Consider the following 17,489-nt stretch of genomic DNA (forward strand, 5'->3'; position numbering starts at 1 on the left):
AAATTATTTATTATATATTAATATGCTATAAAACAATATTTAACCGTAAAATTTAATGCTTACTCATCAGCAATCAAAAGATTAAATGCATCAATCTGTCCAAATTCTTTTTCATCTACGATAAAACTACCGTTTGTATATCGATCAGCATTACGTATCGTTTTTGTATTAGACTGATATGTTTCATTTGAAGATGATAATGTAAAGTTTAAATCATCTGTTATGATATATGCATTAACTACTTTATGCGGATTAGATTTGAGCTCTTTTAAGATAACAACGCCTCTATTCGCTCGCTTACTTTCTTCAAATAAATCTATTTTCATCTTTTTCATTGCTCCACGATGCGTCGCAATAATGAGATCACTCTCCGGATAAAGAATTTCAGTTGAAACAACTTTATCATTATCTTTGAGATTAATTGATTTTACGCCCGCAGCTTTAATACCAATATTATTGATTTCAGCTAAGGAATAATGTAATGCAAAACCGTTTTGAGTAACTACAAGTATATGTTCTTCACCTGTGATAGATTGTACAGTAATTACCTGATCATCATCTTTTAACTTCATACAGACAATCGGTCTTGAATAACGCGTCACATTAAAATCAATAAGCAATGTCTTTTTGATCATTCCATTTTGTGTCGCTATCATTATACTTTGTTCCTGATTAAAGTCAGTAACATTGATCATTCCTACAACATATTCATTTTGCGTGAGTGGGACAATTTGTGATAAATGTGTACCAAGATCCTTCCATTTCACATCAGGTAACTGATGTACAGGGATATAGATATAATGTCCTAAGTTTGTGAATACGAGCAGTACATCCTGCAGATTACTTTCTTTATAATCAAGTAAAACGTCACCATCTTTTGTTCCGAGCTCATATAATCCACTCGCACCAAAACTTCTTGGAGACGTACGTTTAATATAACCGTCTTTCGTCATACTTACAATCGTTTCTTCACTAGGAATTAAAATCTCTTTAGAAATCTTAATTTCCTGAATCTCGTCTTCAATAGTACTTAATCTAGGTTCACTAAAGTCTTTTTGTACGGCTTTAAGTTCACGTTTAATCACCGACATTAAGTGCTTTTTATCGTTAATGATTTTTTCAAGCTTTTCTAAAGTTGCCTTTAATTCATCGTGTTCATTTTCTAATTGCACGATATCCGTATTCGTTAAACGATATAACTGTAACATCACAATGGCTTCAGCTTGTGCTTCTGTAAAGTCATATTTAGTTTTTAAATTTTCTTTTGCATCGCTTTTGTTTTTAGACTGACGAATCGTTTCAATCACTTCATCTAAAATCGACAATGCTTTAATTAGCCCTTCAACAATGTGCATTCGTTTTTTAGCCTGATCTAGTTCAAACTGACTACGACGTAAAATAACTTCCTGTTGATGCTTGATATAACTTTGTAGCATCGCTTTGACGCCTAAAAGACTTGGGCGTCTGTCACTGATTGCTACCATATTAAAGTTATAGGCAACTTGTAAATCAGTATTTTTATATAAATAGTTTAATATACCTTCTGCATTTGCATCCTTCTTAAGCTCAACGGCAATTCTCAACCCATTTCTATCTGTTTCATCACGAACTTCAAGAATGCCTTCAATCTTCTTATCTGCTCTTAATTCATCAATACGTTTAACAAGCGTACTTTTATTCACTTCAAACGGAATTTCAGTAATAACAATCTCTTCTCTGCCACCGCGTAATTTTTCAATCTCAACTTTACCACGTACAATCGCTTTACCTTTACCCGTTTCATATGCTTGTTTTATACCTGACTTACCTTGAATAATACCACCTGTCGGAAAATCTGGTCCTGGCATGACTGTCATAATTTCTTCAGTAGTAACATTAGGATTATCGATGATCATTAATGTGGCATCGATTACTTCACTCAAATTATGTGGTGGTATATCAGTGGCATAACCTGCAGAGATACCTGTTGACCCATTGACTAATAGATTAGGATAATTTGCAGGTAGCACCATAGGCTCCATCGCAGTATCATCAAAGTTTTGTACCCAATCAACAGTATCCTGATTAATATTACGTAATAATACACTGGCAAGTTTAGATAATTTTGCTTCTGTATAACGCATTGCTGCAGGAGGATCATTATCGATGCTACCGTTATTACCGTGCATTTCAACGAGGACGTGACGTAATTTCCAGTCCTGACTCATACGGACCATGGCATCATATACTGAAGTATCACCATGTGGGTGATAATTACCGATAACGTTACCTACTGTTTTAGCACTTTTTCTGAAGTTCTTATCATAAGTATTACCTTCCGCGTGCATCGCAAATAAAATACGACGTTGTACTGGTTTTAGACCGTCTCTGACATCTGGTATCGCACGATCCTGTATAATATATTTACTATAGCGTCCAAATCGATCACCTATAACATCTTCTAAAGGTAAGCTTTGTATATTTTCCTGCATTACGCTGTACCTCCTTCAGATAAATCTACATCTTTAATCACAGCAACATCCTCTTCCTTTTCAAGTAACAATAACTCATCACTTTCAAGAATACTGGCATCTTCCTGCATACCAAATTCAACATTTTGTTCAATCCAGTCACGTCGTGGCTCAACTTTATCACCCATTAATGTTGATACACGTTTAGCACTTCTTAGTTCATCATCAATTTCAACACGAATTAATGTGCGTGTTTCAGGATTCATCGTTGTATCCCAAAGCTGATCGGCATTCATTTCACCTAAACCTTTATATCGCTGTAAAATAAATCCTTTACCTACTTTTTTCTGTACATCTTTTAATTCATCGTCCGTCCATGCATATTCAATCACTTCTGATTTACCTTTACCTTTTGAAACTTTATATAAAGGTGGTAACGCTATATAAACTTTTCCTGCTTCAATAAGAGGTCGCATATATTTAAAGAAGAATGTAAGTAATAATACCTGGATATGCGCACCATCTGTATCTGCATCCGTCATGATAATCACTTTATTGTAATTGCTATCTTCAATATTAAAGTCGTTGCCGACGCCGGCACCGATCGTATGAATAATCGTACTGATTTCTTCATTCTTTAATATATCTTCAAGCTTAGCTTTCTCAGTATTTATGACTTTACCACGTAATGGCAGTATGGCCTGAAATTTTCGATCGCGTCCTAGTTTAGCAGAACCACCGGCTGAGTCACCCTCAACTAAGTACAGTTCGTTTTTCTCAGTATTTTTACTTTGGGCAGGTGTTAATTTACCTGATAACAATGTTTCTTTACGCTTATTTTTCTTACCATTTCGAGCTTCTTCACGTGCTTTTCTTGCAGCATCCCTTGCCTGTGCTGCTTTTACAGCTTTTTTCACAAGAACCTGGCTCAGCTTACCATTCTCTTCAAAATAATACGGTAGCTGTTCAGCAAGCATCGCATCAACTGCACTTCTTGCTTCACTTGTCCCAAGCTTAGACTTCGTCTGACCTTCAAACTGTAAAAGATGTTCTGGAATCTTAACGGAGATAATCGCAGTCATACCTTCTCTAATATCATTACCGTCCAGATTTTTATCTTTTTGTTTTAATTCGCCAATTTTTCTCGCATATTCATTAAATACACGAGTCATCGCTGTCTTCATACCAACTTCATGTGTCCCGCCATCTTTAGTACGAACGTTGTTAACAAAAGAAAGTATTGTCTCTGAATACTGATCGTTATATTGGAAGGCAACTTCTACTTCAATTTCATTTGATGTACCGTTGAAGTGCGCCACTTCATGTAAGGTTTCTTTACCCTCGTTAACGAATTTTACGAAATCACTTAAACCATCTTCAAAATAAAAATCATCGTGACGTTCCGGAATTACTCGATTATCCGTGATCGAAATATGTAAGTCCTTCAATAAAAATGCTGACTCACGTAGACGCTCGCTTAATGTTTCATAATTATATTTCGTCGTTTGCTTAAAAATTGAAGGATCCGGTTTAAATGTTACACTCGTTCCTGTTTTTTTGGATGACCCTATTTCTTCTAAAGTAGTTACAGGCACACCACCACTTTCAAAGCGTTGTTTAAAAATCTTACCATTATTATGAATTGTTACTTCTAACCATTCACTTAAAGCATTTACTACAGAGGCCCCTACACCGTGAAGACCACCAGTTGTTTTATATCCACCCTGTCCAAACTTACCACCGGCATGCAATACAGTAAAAATTACTTCAGGTGTCGGTTTACCTGTCTTATGCAGACCTGTCGGCATCCCACGCCCATTATCTGTTACTGTTACAGAATCATCTTCATTCAATATCACATCTATTTTATTACCATGCCCATTTAACGCTTCATCGATAGAATTGTCTAAAATTTCATATACAAGATGATGAAGCCCTCTCGTATCAGTCGAACCGATATACATACCAGGTCTTTTTCTAACAGCTTCTAACCCTTCTAAAACTTGTATCGATTCATCATTATATTGATTTTTCGGCAAAATATTACCCCCTACAAACATACGTTCGTTTAATTTATACACATTCACTATTTTATCTAATCCCTATATTTTTGCAAGTATTTATACAAAAACAATAAAGTTTACATAATATATTTATAGTAGTAAATAGTAGTGCTCTATTCAACTTTATCATAAACATTATATAAACGGTACGGACTATCATAGATTAAATAAAATAATAGTGGTGGAATTTCGATAATTATTTTCTATTTCCTCTGAATGAGCTATAATAATAGTATAATTTTATGAATAACTATTAGTACCTACTAATATAAGGAGAGATTTTATGATTATCGCGATGATGTTAATCGCAGCATATTTAATCGGTAGTATCCCTACAGGATTAATTATTGGTAAATTATTTTACAATATAGATATTAGACAACATGGCAGTGGGAATTTAGGTGCAACGAATACATTTAGAATACTCGGTAAGAAGGCAGGAATATTCGTAACGATCTTTGATGTTTTAAAAGGTACGATTCCCGCACTCTTCCCAGTTATATTTAATCAGAGTGTTCACCCCATTATTATCGGTGTTGCAGCAGTTATCGGACATGTATATCCAATATACTTAAAATTTAAAGGTGGCAAAGCTGTTGCTACAAGTGCAGGTGTAATCCTTGGTACAAATCCAGTACTATTCTTAATCATTGCTGTTATCTTCTTTACTTTATTGTTTACAACGAAAATGGTGTCACTTACGAGTATGCTAACAAGTATCGCAAATTTTATCGGTTCACTATTTTTTGATGATAAAATTTTAATGGGTGTATCGTTTATTATTATGATTGTTATTATCGTTAGACATAAATCAAATATAGAACGTATCATAAACGGTTCAGAACCTAAAATAAATTTTAAGAAGAAGTGAGGTTTATCATGAAGATAAATTTAAATGATGCAGCAGTTGAGTGGTTTAAATCAGAATTTGATTTTCCAGATGGTTCAGGTTTAAAGTTTTTTATTCGTTACGGCGGTTCATTTCAATTAAAACAAGGCTATTCACCAGGATTTATGGTTGATAAACTACAAAATGTAGGTTATCAGGATGAAAAAGGTGGACTCGTTTACTTTGTTGAAGAAACGGATCTATGGTATTACAAAGATGACACGATGAATGTTGTGGCAGTAAATGATGAAATTAAATATAGAATAGCTCCAAAAAAGCCGGGTCAATCTTGACCCGGCTTACTTTTGTATATTTTAAAGTTCACCCATTGCAACAAACTCCATATACTTGGCATGCCACTCTGGATAATAGCGATCTAATCGTATTGGTCGATCGCTACCTTTTTTCAGTACGACATGCGTCGTTTTTCCTGTGGCAGCAATCTGCCCATTCTCTTTAATCACTTCATAAGCATAGACAGTTTTTAACTTTGAATAAGCATGTATCCATGTTTTGATTGTTATCTTTTCAGGGTAAGTAATTGAACGTTTATATTTTACATTTATATCTAATACAGGAGAAATTAGATCATCTTTTTCCATATCAGCATAGCTGAATCCAGCTTTTGCAATAAAATCTGTTCGAGCAACTTCAAACCATATTAAATAATTTGCATGATAAACGACATCCATTTTGTCTGTTTCTGCATAACGCACTTCTATTTCTTTTTCTGTATAATACAAATTGTCCACCTTCTTATAAATGATAGTTCTATTGTACCAAATGTTTAGTACTTGGTACTAAAAAAAGACCTATGAATTAAATATTCATAGGTCAATTATTTTTATTGCGTCAACTTATCTCTTAAAACCATTTGTAGAATACCACCATGACGGTAGTAATCTAATTCTACTTCTGAATCAAATCGTGCTAAAGCATTGAATTCAACAACAGTTCCATCAGTTTTCACTGCTGTTACTTTCACTTCATCACGTGGTTTGATCCCTTCATTGATTTCAACTGAGAATGTTTCAGAGCCATCTAACCCTAATTTATCTGCAGAATCACCTTTTAAGAATTGTAAAGGTAATACACCCATCATCACTAAGTTAGAACGGTGAATACGCTCGTAACTTTGAGCAATTACTGTTTTTACGCCTAAAAGGTTAGTACCTTTTGCAGCCCAGTCACGACTAGAACCCATACCGTAGTCATTTCCAGCTAACACGACTAATCCTTTACCATCTGCCTGATATTTCATACAAGCATCGAAAATCGGCATTACTTCACCCGTTGGCCAATACGTTGTAAATCCACCTTCTGTACCTGGTGCGATTTGGTTTTTAATACGGATATTTGCAAATGTACCACGCATCATTACTTCATGATTACCACGACGAGAGCCGTAAGAGTTAAAGTCGCGGATTTCAACGCCATTTTCTCTTAAGTATTTTCCTGCTGGTGTATCTTTACCGATAGCACCTGCCGGAGAAATGTGGTCAGTTGTAACTGAGTCACCAAATTTACCCATAACCGCTAAATCTTTAAGTGGTGCAATACTTCCTGGTTCTTTAGATAATCCCTGGAAGAATGTAGGATTTTGAATATATGTCGAAGTCGGATCAAAATCATATAAAGGTTGATCCGTTGATTCAATTTGGTTCCATATTTCATTTGAATTAAAGACGTTTTCATATTCTTTTCTGAATAATTCTGGTGTTACAACAGCATTAACTTCATTTTTAACTTCATCAATCGTTGGCCAGATATCTTTTAAGAATACATCTTTACCATCGTAGCCTTTACCGATCGGATCATTTTGTAAATCGATGTCAACAGTACCAGCTAACGCGTATGCCACAACAAGTTGTGGTGAAGCAAGGTAGTTTGCTTTCACTAATGGATGAATACGACCTTCGAAGTTACGGTTACCTGATAATACAGATGTTACTAATAAATCTTCTTTTGAAATTGTTTCTTCAATTTCAGGTAATAACGGACCTGAGTTACCGATACATGTCGTACATCCGTAACCTACAGTATTAAATCCTAATTGATCAAGATAAGTTTGTAATCCTGAATCTTCAAGATATCCTGTAACAACTTTAGAACCCGGTGCTAATGAAGTTTTCACATAAGCAGGCACTTGTAATCCTTTTTCTACAGCTTTTTTTGCAACTAATCCAGCACCTAACATAACGTAAGGGTTTGATGTATTTGTACAAGATGTAATCGCCGCAATTGCGATATCTCCCGTTTTCAATGTGATAGATTTACCATCAGCAAGTGTAGCTGATGCAGTTTTATCAAATTCAGCTTTATCTAATCCATGACCTTGATTGCCCGCTTTAGCAGTAACTGATTTCACGAATTCTTTTTTCATATCGCTAAGTTTGATTAAATCTTGAGGACGTTTCGGTCCTGATAATGAAGCTTCCACTGTTGAAAGATCTAAATTTAATGTATCAGTATACGTAGGATCTTCCTTATCTGTTGTAAAGAACATGTCATTCTTTACTAAATATTCTTTTACAAGCTGGATATGTGCTTCATCACGACCTGTTAAACGCATATAATTTAAAGCTTCTTCATCAACTGGGAAGAAACCACACGTAGCACCATATTCAGGAGCCATATTAGCAATTGTCGCACGGTCTGCAAGTGGTAAGTTCACTACACCTGGGCCGAAGAATTCAACAAATTTACCGACAACACCTTTTTTACGTAATTCCTGAGTCACACGTAACGCTAAGTCAGTGGCAGTTGCACCTTCAGGAAGTTCTCCCGTCAGTTTTACACCAATTACTTCCGGCACAGGGAAATATGATGGTTGACCAAGCATACCCGCTTCTGCTTCAATTCCACCTACACCCCATCCAAGTACACCGATACCATTGATCATCGTTGTATGTGAGTCAGTACCTACTAATGTATCAGGGAAAGTAACTTGTTCACCATTTACGTCACGTACGTGAACAACGTTCGCTAAATATTCTAAGTTTACTTGATGTACGATACCTGTTGCTGGTGGAACCGCACGATAGTTATCAAATGCTTTTGTCGCCCAGTTTAAGAATTGATAACGTTCTTTGTTACGTGCAAATTCTAACTCCATGTTACGTTTTAATGCAGTTTCGTTACCATAGGCATCTACTTGTACAGAGTGGTCAATTACTAAATCTACAGGTACTTCCGGATTAATCTTCGTAACATCCCCACCAACGTCATCCATCGCTTTACGAAGTGATGCTAAGTCAACGACCGCAGGCACACCAGTAAAGTCCTGTAAAATAACACGTGAAGGTTTAAAAGGCACTTCAGCGTTTGGATCATTCTTTTTGCCCCATTTTACTAAATGCTTAATATGATCTTCGTTAATTACACGACCATCATATTGGCGTAACACTGATTCTAGTAATACACGAATAGAATAAGGTAAATTTTTAATTTCACCTAAACCTAATGATTCTAAAGATTTTAAACTATAAAACGTGTACGATTTACCATTTAATTCAAATGTCTGTTTTGCAGTTTGTTGTAAATTTGAATTCATTTTCGTTCCCCCTAAAGATTATTAAAGCCTTTACATCCCTATTTTAATCAAAATAGAATGAGAAGTAAATATTATCACATTCCAAATAAGCTATACCGGTTTATAAGTTTTACTTATGATAAAAAGACAGTTCAAGTAAAATAACCTGAACTGTCTTTACCATTATTTATTTTTCTGAGGATTGACATCATAAGTTTTATTTCTAAACTTTTTATCGGGTTTCAACGTTAACCCAAGCCTCATTCTTTCTTTATTTCCGTCTTTATAGACAGAAACTAACATCAACATTAATACAAATGAGAATGGGAAAGCTGCAATGATCGCTGCGCTTTGCAATGCAGAAAGTCCACCTGCATAAATTAACACAAGCGCGATTACAGATTGCGCAACACCCCAAATTATTTTAATATAGTTTGCTGGTTCTAAAGAGCCGTTTGTAGACTGCATACCCAATACAAACGTCGCAGAATCTGCTGACGTTATAAAGAAAGTACAAATCAACGTTAAAGCTATCAATGATAAGCCCATCGCCATCGGTAAATGTTCAAAGATTGCAAACAATTGTGTTTCAACGACCATTTCACCAATTTTCGGCACATCTTTGAATACTTCAATGCCTGTTACACCAAACACACTAAACCATAGTGCACTGATAATAGTTGGGACGAGTAATACACCGATTAAAAATTCACGAATCGTTCTACCTTTTGAAACACGTGCAATAAATATTCCGACAAATGGACTCCAGCTCATCCACCAGCCCCAATAATAAATGGTCCAGCTATTCATCCAGTCATGTTTATCTTTATCAAGTGGAGCAACATCAAAACTCATACTTAAGAAATTTTGTAATAGATTACCGATTGATGTTGAGAACATATTTAATATTAATATCGTTGGTCCTAAAAATAAAACTGCTATTAATAATAGTGTTGCAATCACAATATTTGCATTACTTAATATTTGAATCCCTTTAGATAAACCACTCCATGCACTAGCAAGGAATAATATTGTCACGATAATAACAATGATTAACTTAACGTTAAAAGTATTTGGAACATCAAAAAGATAGTGTAAACCACCATTGATCTGCTGAGCACCCATACCTAATGAAACTGCAACCCCTACTACAGTTGCAAATACTGCAAGTACATCAATGATTGTTCCAATCCATCCATCAACCTTGTTACCTAATACAGGTCTAAGCGTTTTAGAAATTAATCCCGCTTCACCTTTTCTGAATTGTGCGTATGCTAGTCCTAATGCTACGACACCATAAGTGGCCCATGCATGAAATCCCCAGTGGAAGAACGTATAGCGAAATGCATCTTTCATCGCTTCATCCGTCTTTGGTTCAGCAACTGGTGAAGTAATAAAATGACTTAAAGGTTCTGATGCACCATAAAAGACTAAACCAATCCCCATCCCCGCGCTAAATAGCATTGCAAACCATGAAATTGTATTAAATTCTGGTTTGTCAGACGGTTTACCTAATTTTAATTTACCGATTGGACTTAATATTAAGAATAAACATGTGAAGACAAAAATCGAAGTTATCATGACATAGTACCAGCCAAAGTAATCAGATATCCATTGATTGATCTCTCCTGTCACTTCACTAAATTGTTTTGGAATCGTGACACCAAGTAAAACTGTTAATGCAACAAGTGTTATTGCAATGTAAAAAACTGACGTTAATTTTTTTCCTTCTTTCATCAAAAAACTCCTCTCTAATTATTAAAAACAGTCTACAGTATAACAAAGAGAAAAGTTAATTTCAAATAAATAAATATTAAGAAAATATCAAAATGAAAAATTTAAACCGTTTTTCATTACTATTTCTTTATAATCTAAAAATTTTATTTCTCACCATATCATTTCAAATATACATATTATTTATAATTGGAAGAGATATTATTTGTCAAATGATAAAAATTTAATTAAAATTAATTTAATAAATAAATAGAGATTGATTTTTCATTTTTTTGATTGTAAAATAGAATTATTACAGGAGGTGACTATACATGTCATTATTAAAAGAATTTAAAGAGTTTGCGATTAAAGGTAATGTATTAGATTTAGCAGTTGCAGTTGTTATTGGTGCAGCATTCGGTAAAATCGTTTCTTCATTAGTAGCGGATGTTATTATGCCTATTATCGGTCTTATCTTTGGTGATACAGATTTCGCTTCAAACTGGGCTTATAAAGGTATTAAATATGGTGTCTTCATTCAATCTATCGTTGATTTCTTAATCGTTGCCGCAGCCATCTTCTTATTCGTTAAATTAATCAATAAATTAACACGTAAGAGCGATGTTGAAGAAGTTGAGGAAGCAGTGGAAGAAAATACTGTATTATTAACTGAAATTAGAGATTTATTACGTTCTAAATAATATTAAAAAAGAGATTGCAATCGCAATCTCTTTTTCTTATCTTTTTTACTTTTTATAAGGTCCTTCTTTAATCATCGTCTTCACATCTTCAACAATTTCTGCTTTCGGAAACTTTTTATCTCCAGTATCTTTTCCTGCATAATCTTTCATAATTACACCATTCTGATCAACTAAATAAAACGATGTACCATGTGTTGCCTGATCATTGTCGCAGTCGGTGGAACAACAATTGTTTTAAAATTCTCTTCTGCAAACTGACGGATGAACTTTTCATCATAATCAGTAACAGCTGTCCACACACCTTTTGGCGGATTATACTGATTAATATATTTTTTCAATTTTTCAGGCGTGTCTTTCTTAGGATCCACACTAAAACTAATAATACCGTAGTCTTTAGATGAAACACCCTCTTTTTTAAGTTCATCTGCAACTTGACTCATATTATAAGTCATCGGCGGACATACGGTTTTACAGTTAGTAAAGATAAAATCTACTAACCAGACTTTGCCCTTCAAATCTTTTTCAGAAATTGCTTTACCTTCTTCATTTGTCCCTGAAAATTCAGTAATGGTATTCCCAAATAAAGACTTTGGTACTATTCTTGAATTACTACAAGCCGCAAAAATAAATAAAGTCGTTAAAATAATTGTAAAAATACGTAATTTTTTCATAAGCCCCTCCTATTTATCAAACATTAATATAACAAATAATAGGTGTAATGAGTATATGAATACAAAGAAAGTTTTGTCATAATTATTACAATTTTTAAGATTCCAGAAATTATTGAATGATAAATGTGGCACTGCTATCAAAACCGTTCGACTCAATCTTTAATATTGCTGGTATTCTTTCTTTGAGTAATTGTACATGACTAATCATTCCAACAAGTTTACCAGATGTTTGCAGATCGATTAATGCGTTAACTGCTACTTCTAAAGTTTCATCATCCAGCGTTCCAAAACCTTCATCAATGAATACAGATTCCAGATGAATCCCCCCAGAAATTTGCATCACAAAATCTGATAAGCCTAATGCTAGGCATAATGAAGCAATAAACGTCTCTCCTCCAGACAATGAAGATATATTTCTCGTGTTATTCGCATTATAATCAAATACATCTATAACAAGTCCTTGTCTGCCGCCACCTCGCTTTTCTGCACGACGTCGTAACTCATAACGATTACCCGTCATCTGTCTTAGACGATTATTAGCTAATAATAATGTCTGTTCCAGATAATACATTAACACATAAGTTTCAATATCAATCTTCTGAGCATTATTTCCGTTTAAAGCATCGCTCAATAATACAAGTGATCTTACATCTTTCATTGTTGATTCATAATAAGTAAGTCTATCTTCAAGCTTTATAAACTGGTTTGTATAATTTTGATATTTCTCCTGCATAGAACCGACATTTGAAACCAGTCCATCTATCATTTCTCTCATTGTTTCTAGTTCCTGTTGTAAAGTATCCAGATTAGGTGATTCTCGATTGTCAATAATCTGAGTTAATCGTTCTATTTCATTGGATAGTGTGAGTCGCTTATCATGGAACGCTTTAATTTCTTTCTCAAATTGTTCAATAATAACACTAATATTTTTATCAGTATATTTTAATTTAATTGCTTCAGGGATTTGATATTGTTCTATTCTTTCATTGTAAAGTTGAATTGATTGAACGAGTTCTTCTTTTTGCCTGTTCAAACTCTCAACATTTTGATGAATAAGCAGCTTTTCTTTTTCGTCTTGTGCGATATTTTCTTTACATTGTTCAAAGTAAGATTCATAAGTAGAGATTTCAGCTTTATAATTATTGTATCTTTCGGTAAATGACATATAACCATCTGTATTCGTATCCTGCAGAAACTTTGAAAAATCAGATGCGTCTCTGTGATATTGTTTCTCGACCACTGTAACTTCCTCTTGAATTAATTTAAGTGATTCAACAAGTTGAACTTTTTCATCCTGTGCTGCGTCAAGCGTATTTAATTGCTCTTGATACTTTAAATTAACATTTTTTAGTTCCTGAAGTTCATCATCTGCACGTTTTTGCTGTTGAGAAAGTTGCACGTATATAGCTTGTATCTGTTCATAAAATGCCAAATACGCTGCATTACCTATATTTTCGATTGTTATATTATCAATCCATTCATTTAATGCACCTAATTCTATTGTATTAAATTTCGATTTATCTTCATCATAAATATGAGTAATTGATGAGATCATTTCAAGTTCATTTATGTAAATTTCAATAGAAGTACTCAATTTTTGCTGACGTTGTTTCATTTGTTCTAGTTCTATTTGGTATTTATGTGCTTCTATATGTGATGTATCATCTAGATTGTGAATAACATTCGCACAAACCGGGCATTTATCCCCAACATTTAATTGAGATTTGATGTTTTCTATTTGTTCAACATCCTGTACCTTCTCACTACTTTGTAAATCATTTAATTTACTTTTTAATGACTTTATTGATTCATCGATATTTTGATAGGATTCCTTAGTTGATAGCAAACGGTCTAATTGCTTTGTAAATTTTGATAATGTAGAAATTTGCATTTTAACTTTTGTAATTGTATTGTCCAGTGTGCTAATTTTTGAATCATTTTCAAGTACTTGCGTATGTATCAACTGTTTTTCTCTTTCATAGTTTTGCGCATCGTTTACTTTTTCTTGTAATGATTCAATCTTATTTGTTAAAGTGGTTATTTTTTCTTTATTTTCATTAATATCTTGCTGTAAATTTTTATATTTTGAATGTGTATAACGCTCATTTTGAATAACATATTTTTTCTTTTCAGTGATATCTTCATAACTTTGTTGAAATGTTTCTTGTTGCTTACGTAATACTTTCAACCTTTTTTCTATTTCCTGAAATTGAATGTTAAGGTGCTTTATGTTTTGTTCTACCGTTTCACTTTTATTAATATGAGAAAATAAATCATTTTCAATCATCTTATAATGATCAAACTGAATAAGGTGTTTTAAATCACTTTGCTTGTCGGTAATATTTTTTTCGTTTTCCATTAAACGACTACGTTCCGCTTCATGGTTCTTTAATTGTATGATACTATCATTTAAAATTTCTGCGTCACTTACTTCTTTCTCTTTTTCTTTTAACAAATTCCGTTTAATTTCAAGTGTTTTTTTAGACTTTTCTATTTCATCATTCATCGTCAATAAAGCAGATTGAATTGCATCATGTTTATCGGTATAAGTTTTGGACACATTTTGATCAATAAGTCCATTGAACATGGCAAGCTGAACACCTATTTCAGATTCTAATGCCAGCATTTCATTTTGATCTTGCTGAACTTTTTCTCGCAGTTGTGCAGACAATTTTTGAATGTTCGTCGTATCGAAAAGTGTGCGTAAAATATCGGACTTTTCTTTAGATCCCGAGACAAGTAATGATTTAAATTCACCTTGTGGTAATATAAATATTTTTCTAAATTGATGGGCATCCAGCTTTATAATATCTTTTATCTTTTCTTTTCCTGCAGTTAGTCCAGATGCAAGCAATCGTTTCTCGTTTGCATCGATTTCATAAACATTGAGCTGGGTTGACTTCTTCGTCTTATTACCATTTTTTATAAAGGGTATGTCTCTGTATATTTCATATTGTTTGCCCTGCATATAAAAGTTATAGATAACTTCTGTCGGCTCATCATCCTGGGCATTTATATTTCTTAAATTTGATTCCTCACGATCACTCGTCGACGCGACACCAAATAATGCGTACATCATGCCATCAAATATCGTCGTTTTTCCAGCACCGGTCTTACCACTGATTAGAAACAACTGATGATTTTGTAGACTTTTAAAATCAATTGTTTCTTCCTTAAAAGGACCAAATGCTTTTAACGTTAATGTGTTAGGCCTCATCAGAATCACCTCCAGCTGTCAGTAATGAATGAAGCGTATCAATTTGTTGATCATCTAACGATTCTTCCGTCATTTCTTGATAGAATGTCGCTATGAGATCCATTGTATTTAGACTTGTAACATCCTTACTCATCGTAAATGTATTATTTGTTTTCAATATCGGTTTTAATTCGAGTAAATTCGGATAAATCTGCTTTAATTTGGCCATCGGTTCATTAATCGCTTCCATCTCACTTAGTTCAAGCCTTAAATATGCATGCTGATTACACTCAAGCTGTAATTGCATCGCCTCATTAAACGTTCCTTGTGCAACCTCTAAATCTCTTTCATATTTTAGAGGTTTAAAATGCACTACATTTTCATTTAAATCAAATATTCTATAACCTTTACGTTGGCCAATTTCAGAGAAAGAATAACGCATTAAACTCCCACTATAAAAAACTTTCTCATCTTTTATTGCGTCTGGTGTATGCAGATGACCAAGTAGCGTATAGTCAAATTCATCAAATAATGATTTATTCACATGCTCGACAGTCCCGATAACGAGTTCTCTTTCAGATTCTGTTACCGCACCACCAGCAACAAATAGATGACTGATTAATATGTTTTTCTTATTTTTATTCATATTGTTTTCTATGTTTGAAATTATCTTCTGATATGTATCCTGATGCGTCCTTATCGATTCATCATTAAAATACTGACGGGCATATGCCGGATCAATATATGGGACTAAGTAGAAATGAACATCATCGATGATAACAGGTGTTAAACTATCTTCAATTGTTGTTGAAAGATAATATTGGAACTGCTTAAAATAATTTCTTGCATGACCTAAACGTTCAGCACCATCATGATTTCCGCTTACAGCAAGCACCGGAATTTTTCTATCAACATTTACTGATAGTAAAAATGACTCATATACTCGCATTGCTTCCTTTGATGGTATTGAACGATCATATATGTCACCTGCAATCACTAGTACTTCTATGCCCTCTTCATCAATTCGTTCTATGAGCTGACTTAATATCATCTGTTGATCATTCAGTAAAGAAAACTGATTGATTGTTCGTCCAATATGTAAATCTGCGATATGCATTATCTTCATACTTTTCACCTCAGCACTTATTATACAAAAAAACACATCCCTGATATAGGGATGTGCCGATGGTGTATTCAACTTATATGCATTTATTAATATTCTCTTATTACTTTTCCTCTAAATCAAAAAGAATTGTTTCTACTTTATCGATTAATTTTGCCGATTTTATCGATACTGGCACGCCTGCTGTCGTAATAAAATATTTACTATTGACGATGCTCTCCATTACAGATAATACCGTTTCACGTGTCAAATCCTGTTTCGGCTGATTCACTGTAAATGTGTAGTTTTTTCCGGTATCCGTTAAAAAGTTCATTTGTAAGCTTTTCATTATTTTTTCCCCTTTTTAATCATTAAATAACTGCTTTCGTTTCAACTTTATCAATCTTTACATAAGCTTCACCAGTCAATTCAGACATTAATGTTGCAAAGTTTTGTAAATCACTATCAAGCAAATCCATTCGCACTTGATTAAAACGTCTTGTCTTAAATACTTCTTTACCATCTTCTTTTACATCTGTAACATACATAAGATTTAATACAACTTCTTTTAACATGTTCTCACCTCCTTTACACTTTATATATCGAATAAAGATTATTAGATAGACACATATTTTTTAGTTCTATATAATGTGTTTAGAGGTGAACGACATGAACGACTGGTTTATGATATTTATTTTCTTATGGACAGTATTCTTTATTTCTATACTGGCAATCGGTGGTTTCTTTATGTTCCGTAAATTTTTAAAACGTATGCCAAAAGAAGATGGTAAAAGTGAGCTTGATTGGCAGGAATATTACATTAATAAAGCTTTACCACTCTGGGGAGATGATGCTAAAAGTTTACTCAATGAACTGGTTTCTCCTGTACCGGAACTATTTCGAGATGTTGCAAAAGAACGTATTGCAGGACGTATCTCAAAAATTGCTTTAGACGAACAAGCCGAAAGTATAGAACTTGATCATATATTACGCGGATACATCATCGCTACACCAAAACGTGATCACCCTTTTATGAAAAAGAAACTCAATCAATTAGGAATTGATTATTCGCCCTATGAAGATTACTTTAAGTATGCGGATGATGAGAAACAAAAATTCTCTATATTTGATCATTCAGAAATAGTGAAAACTGAAAAACAAAAATAAGCCGA

The 17,489-nt window shown here is 33.7% G+C and carries 14 protein-coding genes; 4 read left to right on the forward strand and 10 right to left on the reverse strand.

The window, feature by feature from the left end; genetic code table 11:
* Positions 1–59: 59 nt before the first annotated feature.
* Both parC and parE read right to left on the reverse strand, forming a co-directional pair.
* Positions 60–2,471 (reverse strand): DNA topoisomerase IV subunit A, encoded by a 2,412-nt coding sequence (gene parC, locus BFS35_RS03190; RefSeq protein ID WP_099577911.1) that lies wholly within the window; start codon positions 2,469–2,471, stop codon positions 60–62.
* A complete protein-coding gene (parE, locus tag BFS35_RS03195; protein ID WP_240628346.1) occupies positions 2,471–4,489 on the reverse strand; it encodes a DNA topoisomerase IV subunit B in 2,019 nt (672 codons plus the stop codon). The genes parC and parE overlap by 1 nt, the downstream gene beginning before the upstream one ends.
* 307 nt (positions 4,490–4,796) lie before the next feature.
* Here parE and plsY point away from each other — a divergent pair, with 307 nt between their 5' ends.
* Together plsY and BFS35_RS03205 are read left to right on the forward strand one after the other, a co-directional pair.
* On the forward strand, positions 4,797–5,384 hold the full coding sequence (gene plsY, locus BFS35_RS03200) for a glycerol-3-phosphate 1-O-acyltransferase PlsY (RefSeq protein ID WP_099577909.1): 588 nt from the start codon (positions 4,797–4,799) through the stop codon (positions 5,382–5,384).
* An 8-nt stretch (positions 5,385–5,392) separates the two neighbouring features.
* Positions 5,393–5,695, forward strand: a complete 303-nt coding sequence (locus BFS35_RS03205; protein WP_099577908.1) for a HesB/YadR/YfhF family protein — start codon at positions 5,393–5,395, stop codon at positions 5,693–5,695.
* Positions 5,696–5,716: 21 nt separating this feature from the next.
* On the opposite strand, the gene BFS35_RS03210 is transcribed toward BFS35_RS03205, so the two are convergent.
* The 3 genes from BFS35_RS03210 to BFS35_RS03220 all read right to left on the reverse strand — a co-directional run bounded on the left by BFS35_RS03210 (position 5,717) and on the right by BFS35_RS03220 (position 10,671).
* Entirely contained in the window at positions 5,717–6,145 is a 429-nt protein-coding gene (locus tag BFS35_RS03210; protein WP_099577906.1) for an acyl-CoA thioesterase, read from the reverse strand.
* Positions 6,146–6,246: 101 nt separating this feature from the next.
* The gene (gene acnA, locus BFS35_RS03215) at positions 6,247–8,955 is read right to left on the reverse strand and encodes an aconitate hydratase AcnA (protein ID WP_099577904.1); all 2,709 of its coding nucleotides are present in this window, start codon (positions 8,953–8,955) and stop codon (positions 6,247–6,249) included.
* 162 nt (positions 8,956–9,117) lie between these two features.
* Positions 9,118–10,671, reverse strand: coding sequence for a glycine betaine uptake BCCT transporter (locus tag BFS35_RS03220; protein ID WP_099577902.1), 1,554 nt, complete (start codon positions 10,669–10,671; stop codon positions 9,118–9,120).
* Positions 10,672–10,979: 308 nt separating this feature from the next.
* Here BFS35_RS03220 and mscL point away from each other — a divergent pair, with 308 nt between their 5' ends.
* Complete coding sequence (mscL, locus tag BFS35_RS03225; protein ID WP_099577900.1) at positions 10,980–11,348, forward strand: large conductance mechanosensitive channel protein MscL; 369 nt, start codon at positions 10,980–10,982, stop codon at positions 11,346–11,348.
* Between the two features lie 170 nt (positions 11,349–11,518).
* Here the strand turns inward: mscL and BFS35_RS03230 are convergent, their stop codons facing one another.
* The 5 genes from BFS35_RS03230 to BFS35_RS03250 all read right to left on the reverse strand — a co-directional run bounded on the left by BFS35_RS03230 (position 11,519) and on the right by BFS35_RS03250 (position 16,892).
* Positions 11,519–12,019: an SCO family protein gene (locus BFS35_RS03230; RefSeq protein WP_240628347.1), complete on the reverse strand. Its 501-nt coding sequence runs from the start codon at positions 12,017–12,019 to the stop codon at positions 11,519–11,521.
* Positions 12,020–12,128: 109 nt separating this feature from the next.
* Positions 12,129–15,236: an AAA family ATPase gene (locus tag BFS35_RS03235; protein ID WP_099577896.1), complete on the reverse strand. Its 3,108-nt coding sequence runs from the start codon at positions 15,234–15,236 to the stop codon at positions 12,129–12,131.
* Entirely contained in the window at positions 15,226–16,341 is a 1,116-nt protein-coding gene (locus BFS35_RS03240) for an exonuclease SbcCD subunit D (protein ID WP_099577894.1), read from the reverse strand. The genes BFS35_RS03235 and BFS35_RS03240 overlap by 11 nt, the downstream gene beginning before the upstream one ends.
* A 100-nt stretch (positions 16,342–16,441) precedes the next feature.
* Complete coding sequence (locus BFS35_RS03245; protein ID WP_099577892.1) at positions 16,442–16,666, reverse strand: DUF2922 domain-containing protein; 225 nt, start codon at positions 16,664–16,666, stop codon at positions 16,442–16,444.
* 22 nt (positions 16,667–16,688) lie between these two features.
* On the reverse strand, positions 16,689–16,892 hold the full coding sequence (locus BFS35_RS03250; RefSeq protein ID WP_099577890.1) for a DUF1659 domain-containing protein: 204 nt from the start codon (positions 16,890–16,892) through the stop codon (positions 16,689–16,691).
* A gap of 94 nt (positions 16,893–16,986) precedes the next feature.
* Between BFS35_RS03250 and BFS35_RS03255 the strand changes: the two genes are divergently transcribed.
* A complete protein-coding gene (locus BFS35_RS03255; RefSeq protein WP_099577888.1) occupies positions 16,987–17,484 on the forward strand; it encodes a DUF2621 domain-containing protein in 498 nt (165 codons plus the stop codon).
* Positions 17,485–17,489 lie beyond the last annotated feature (5 nt).

Origin of the sequence: Macrococcoides goetzii, assembly GCF_002742385.2 — a bacterium.
Taxonomy (GTDB): Bacteria; Bacillota; Bacilli; order Staphylococcales; family Staphylococcaceae; genus Macrococcoides; species Macrococcoides goetzii.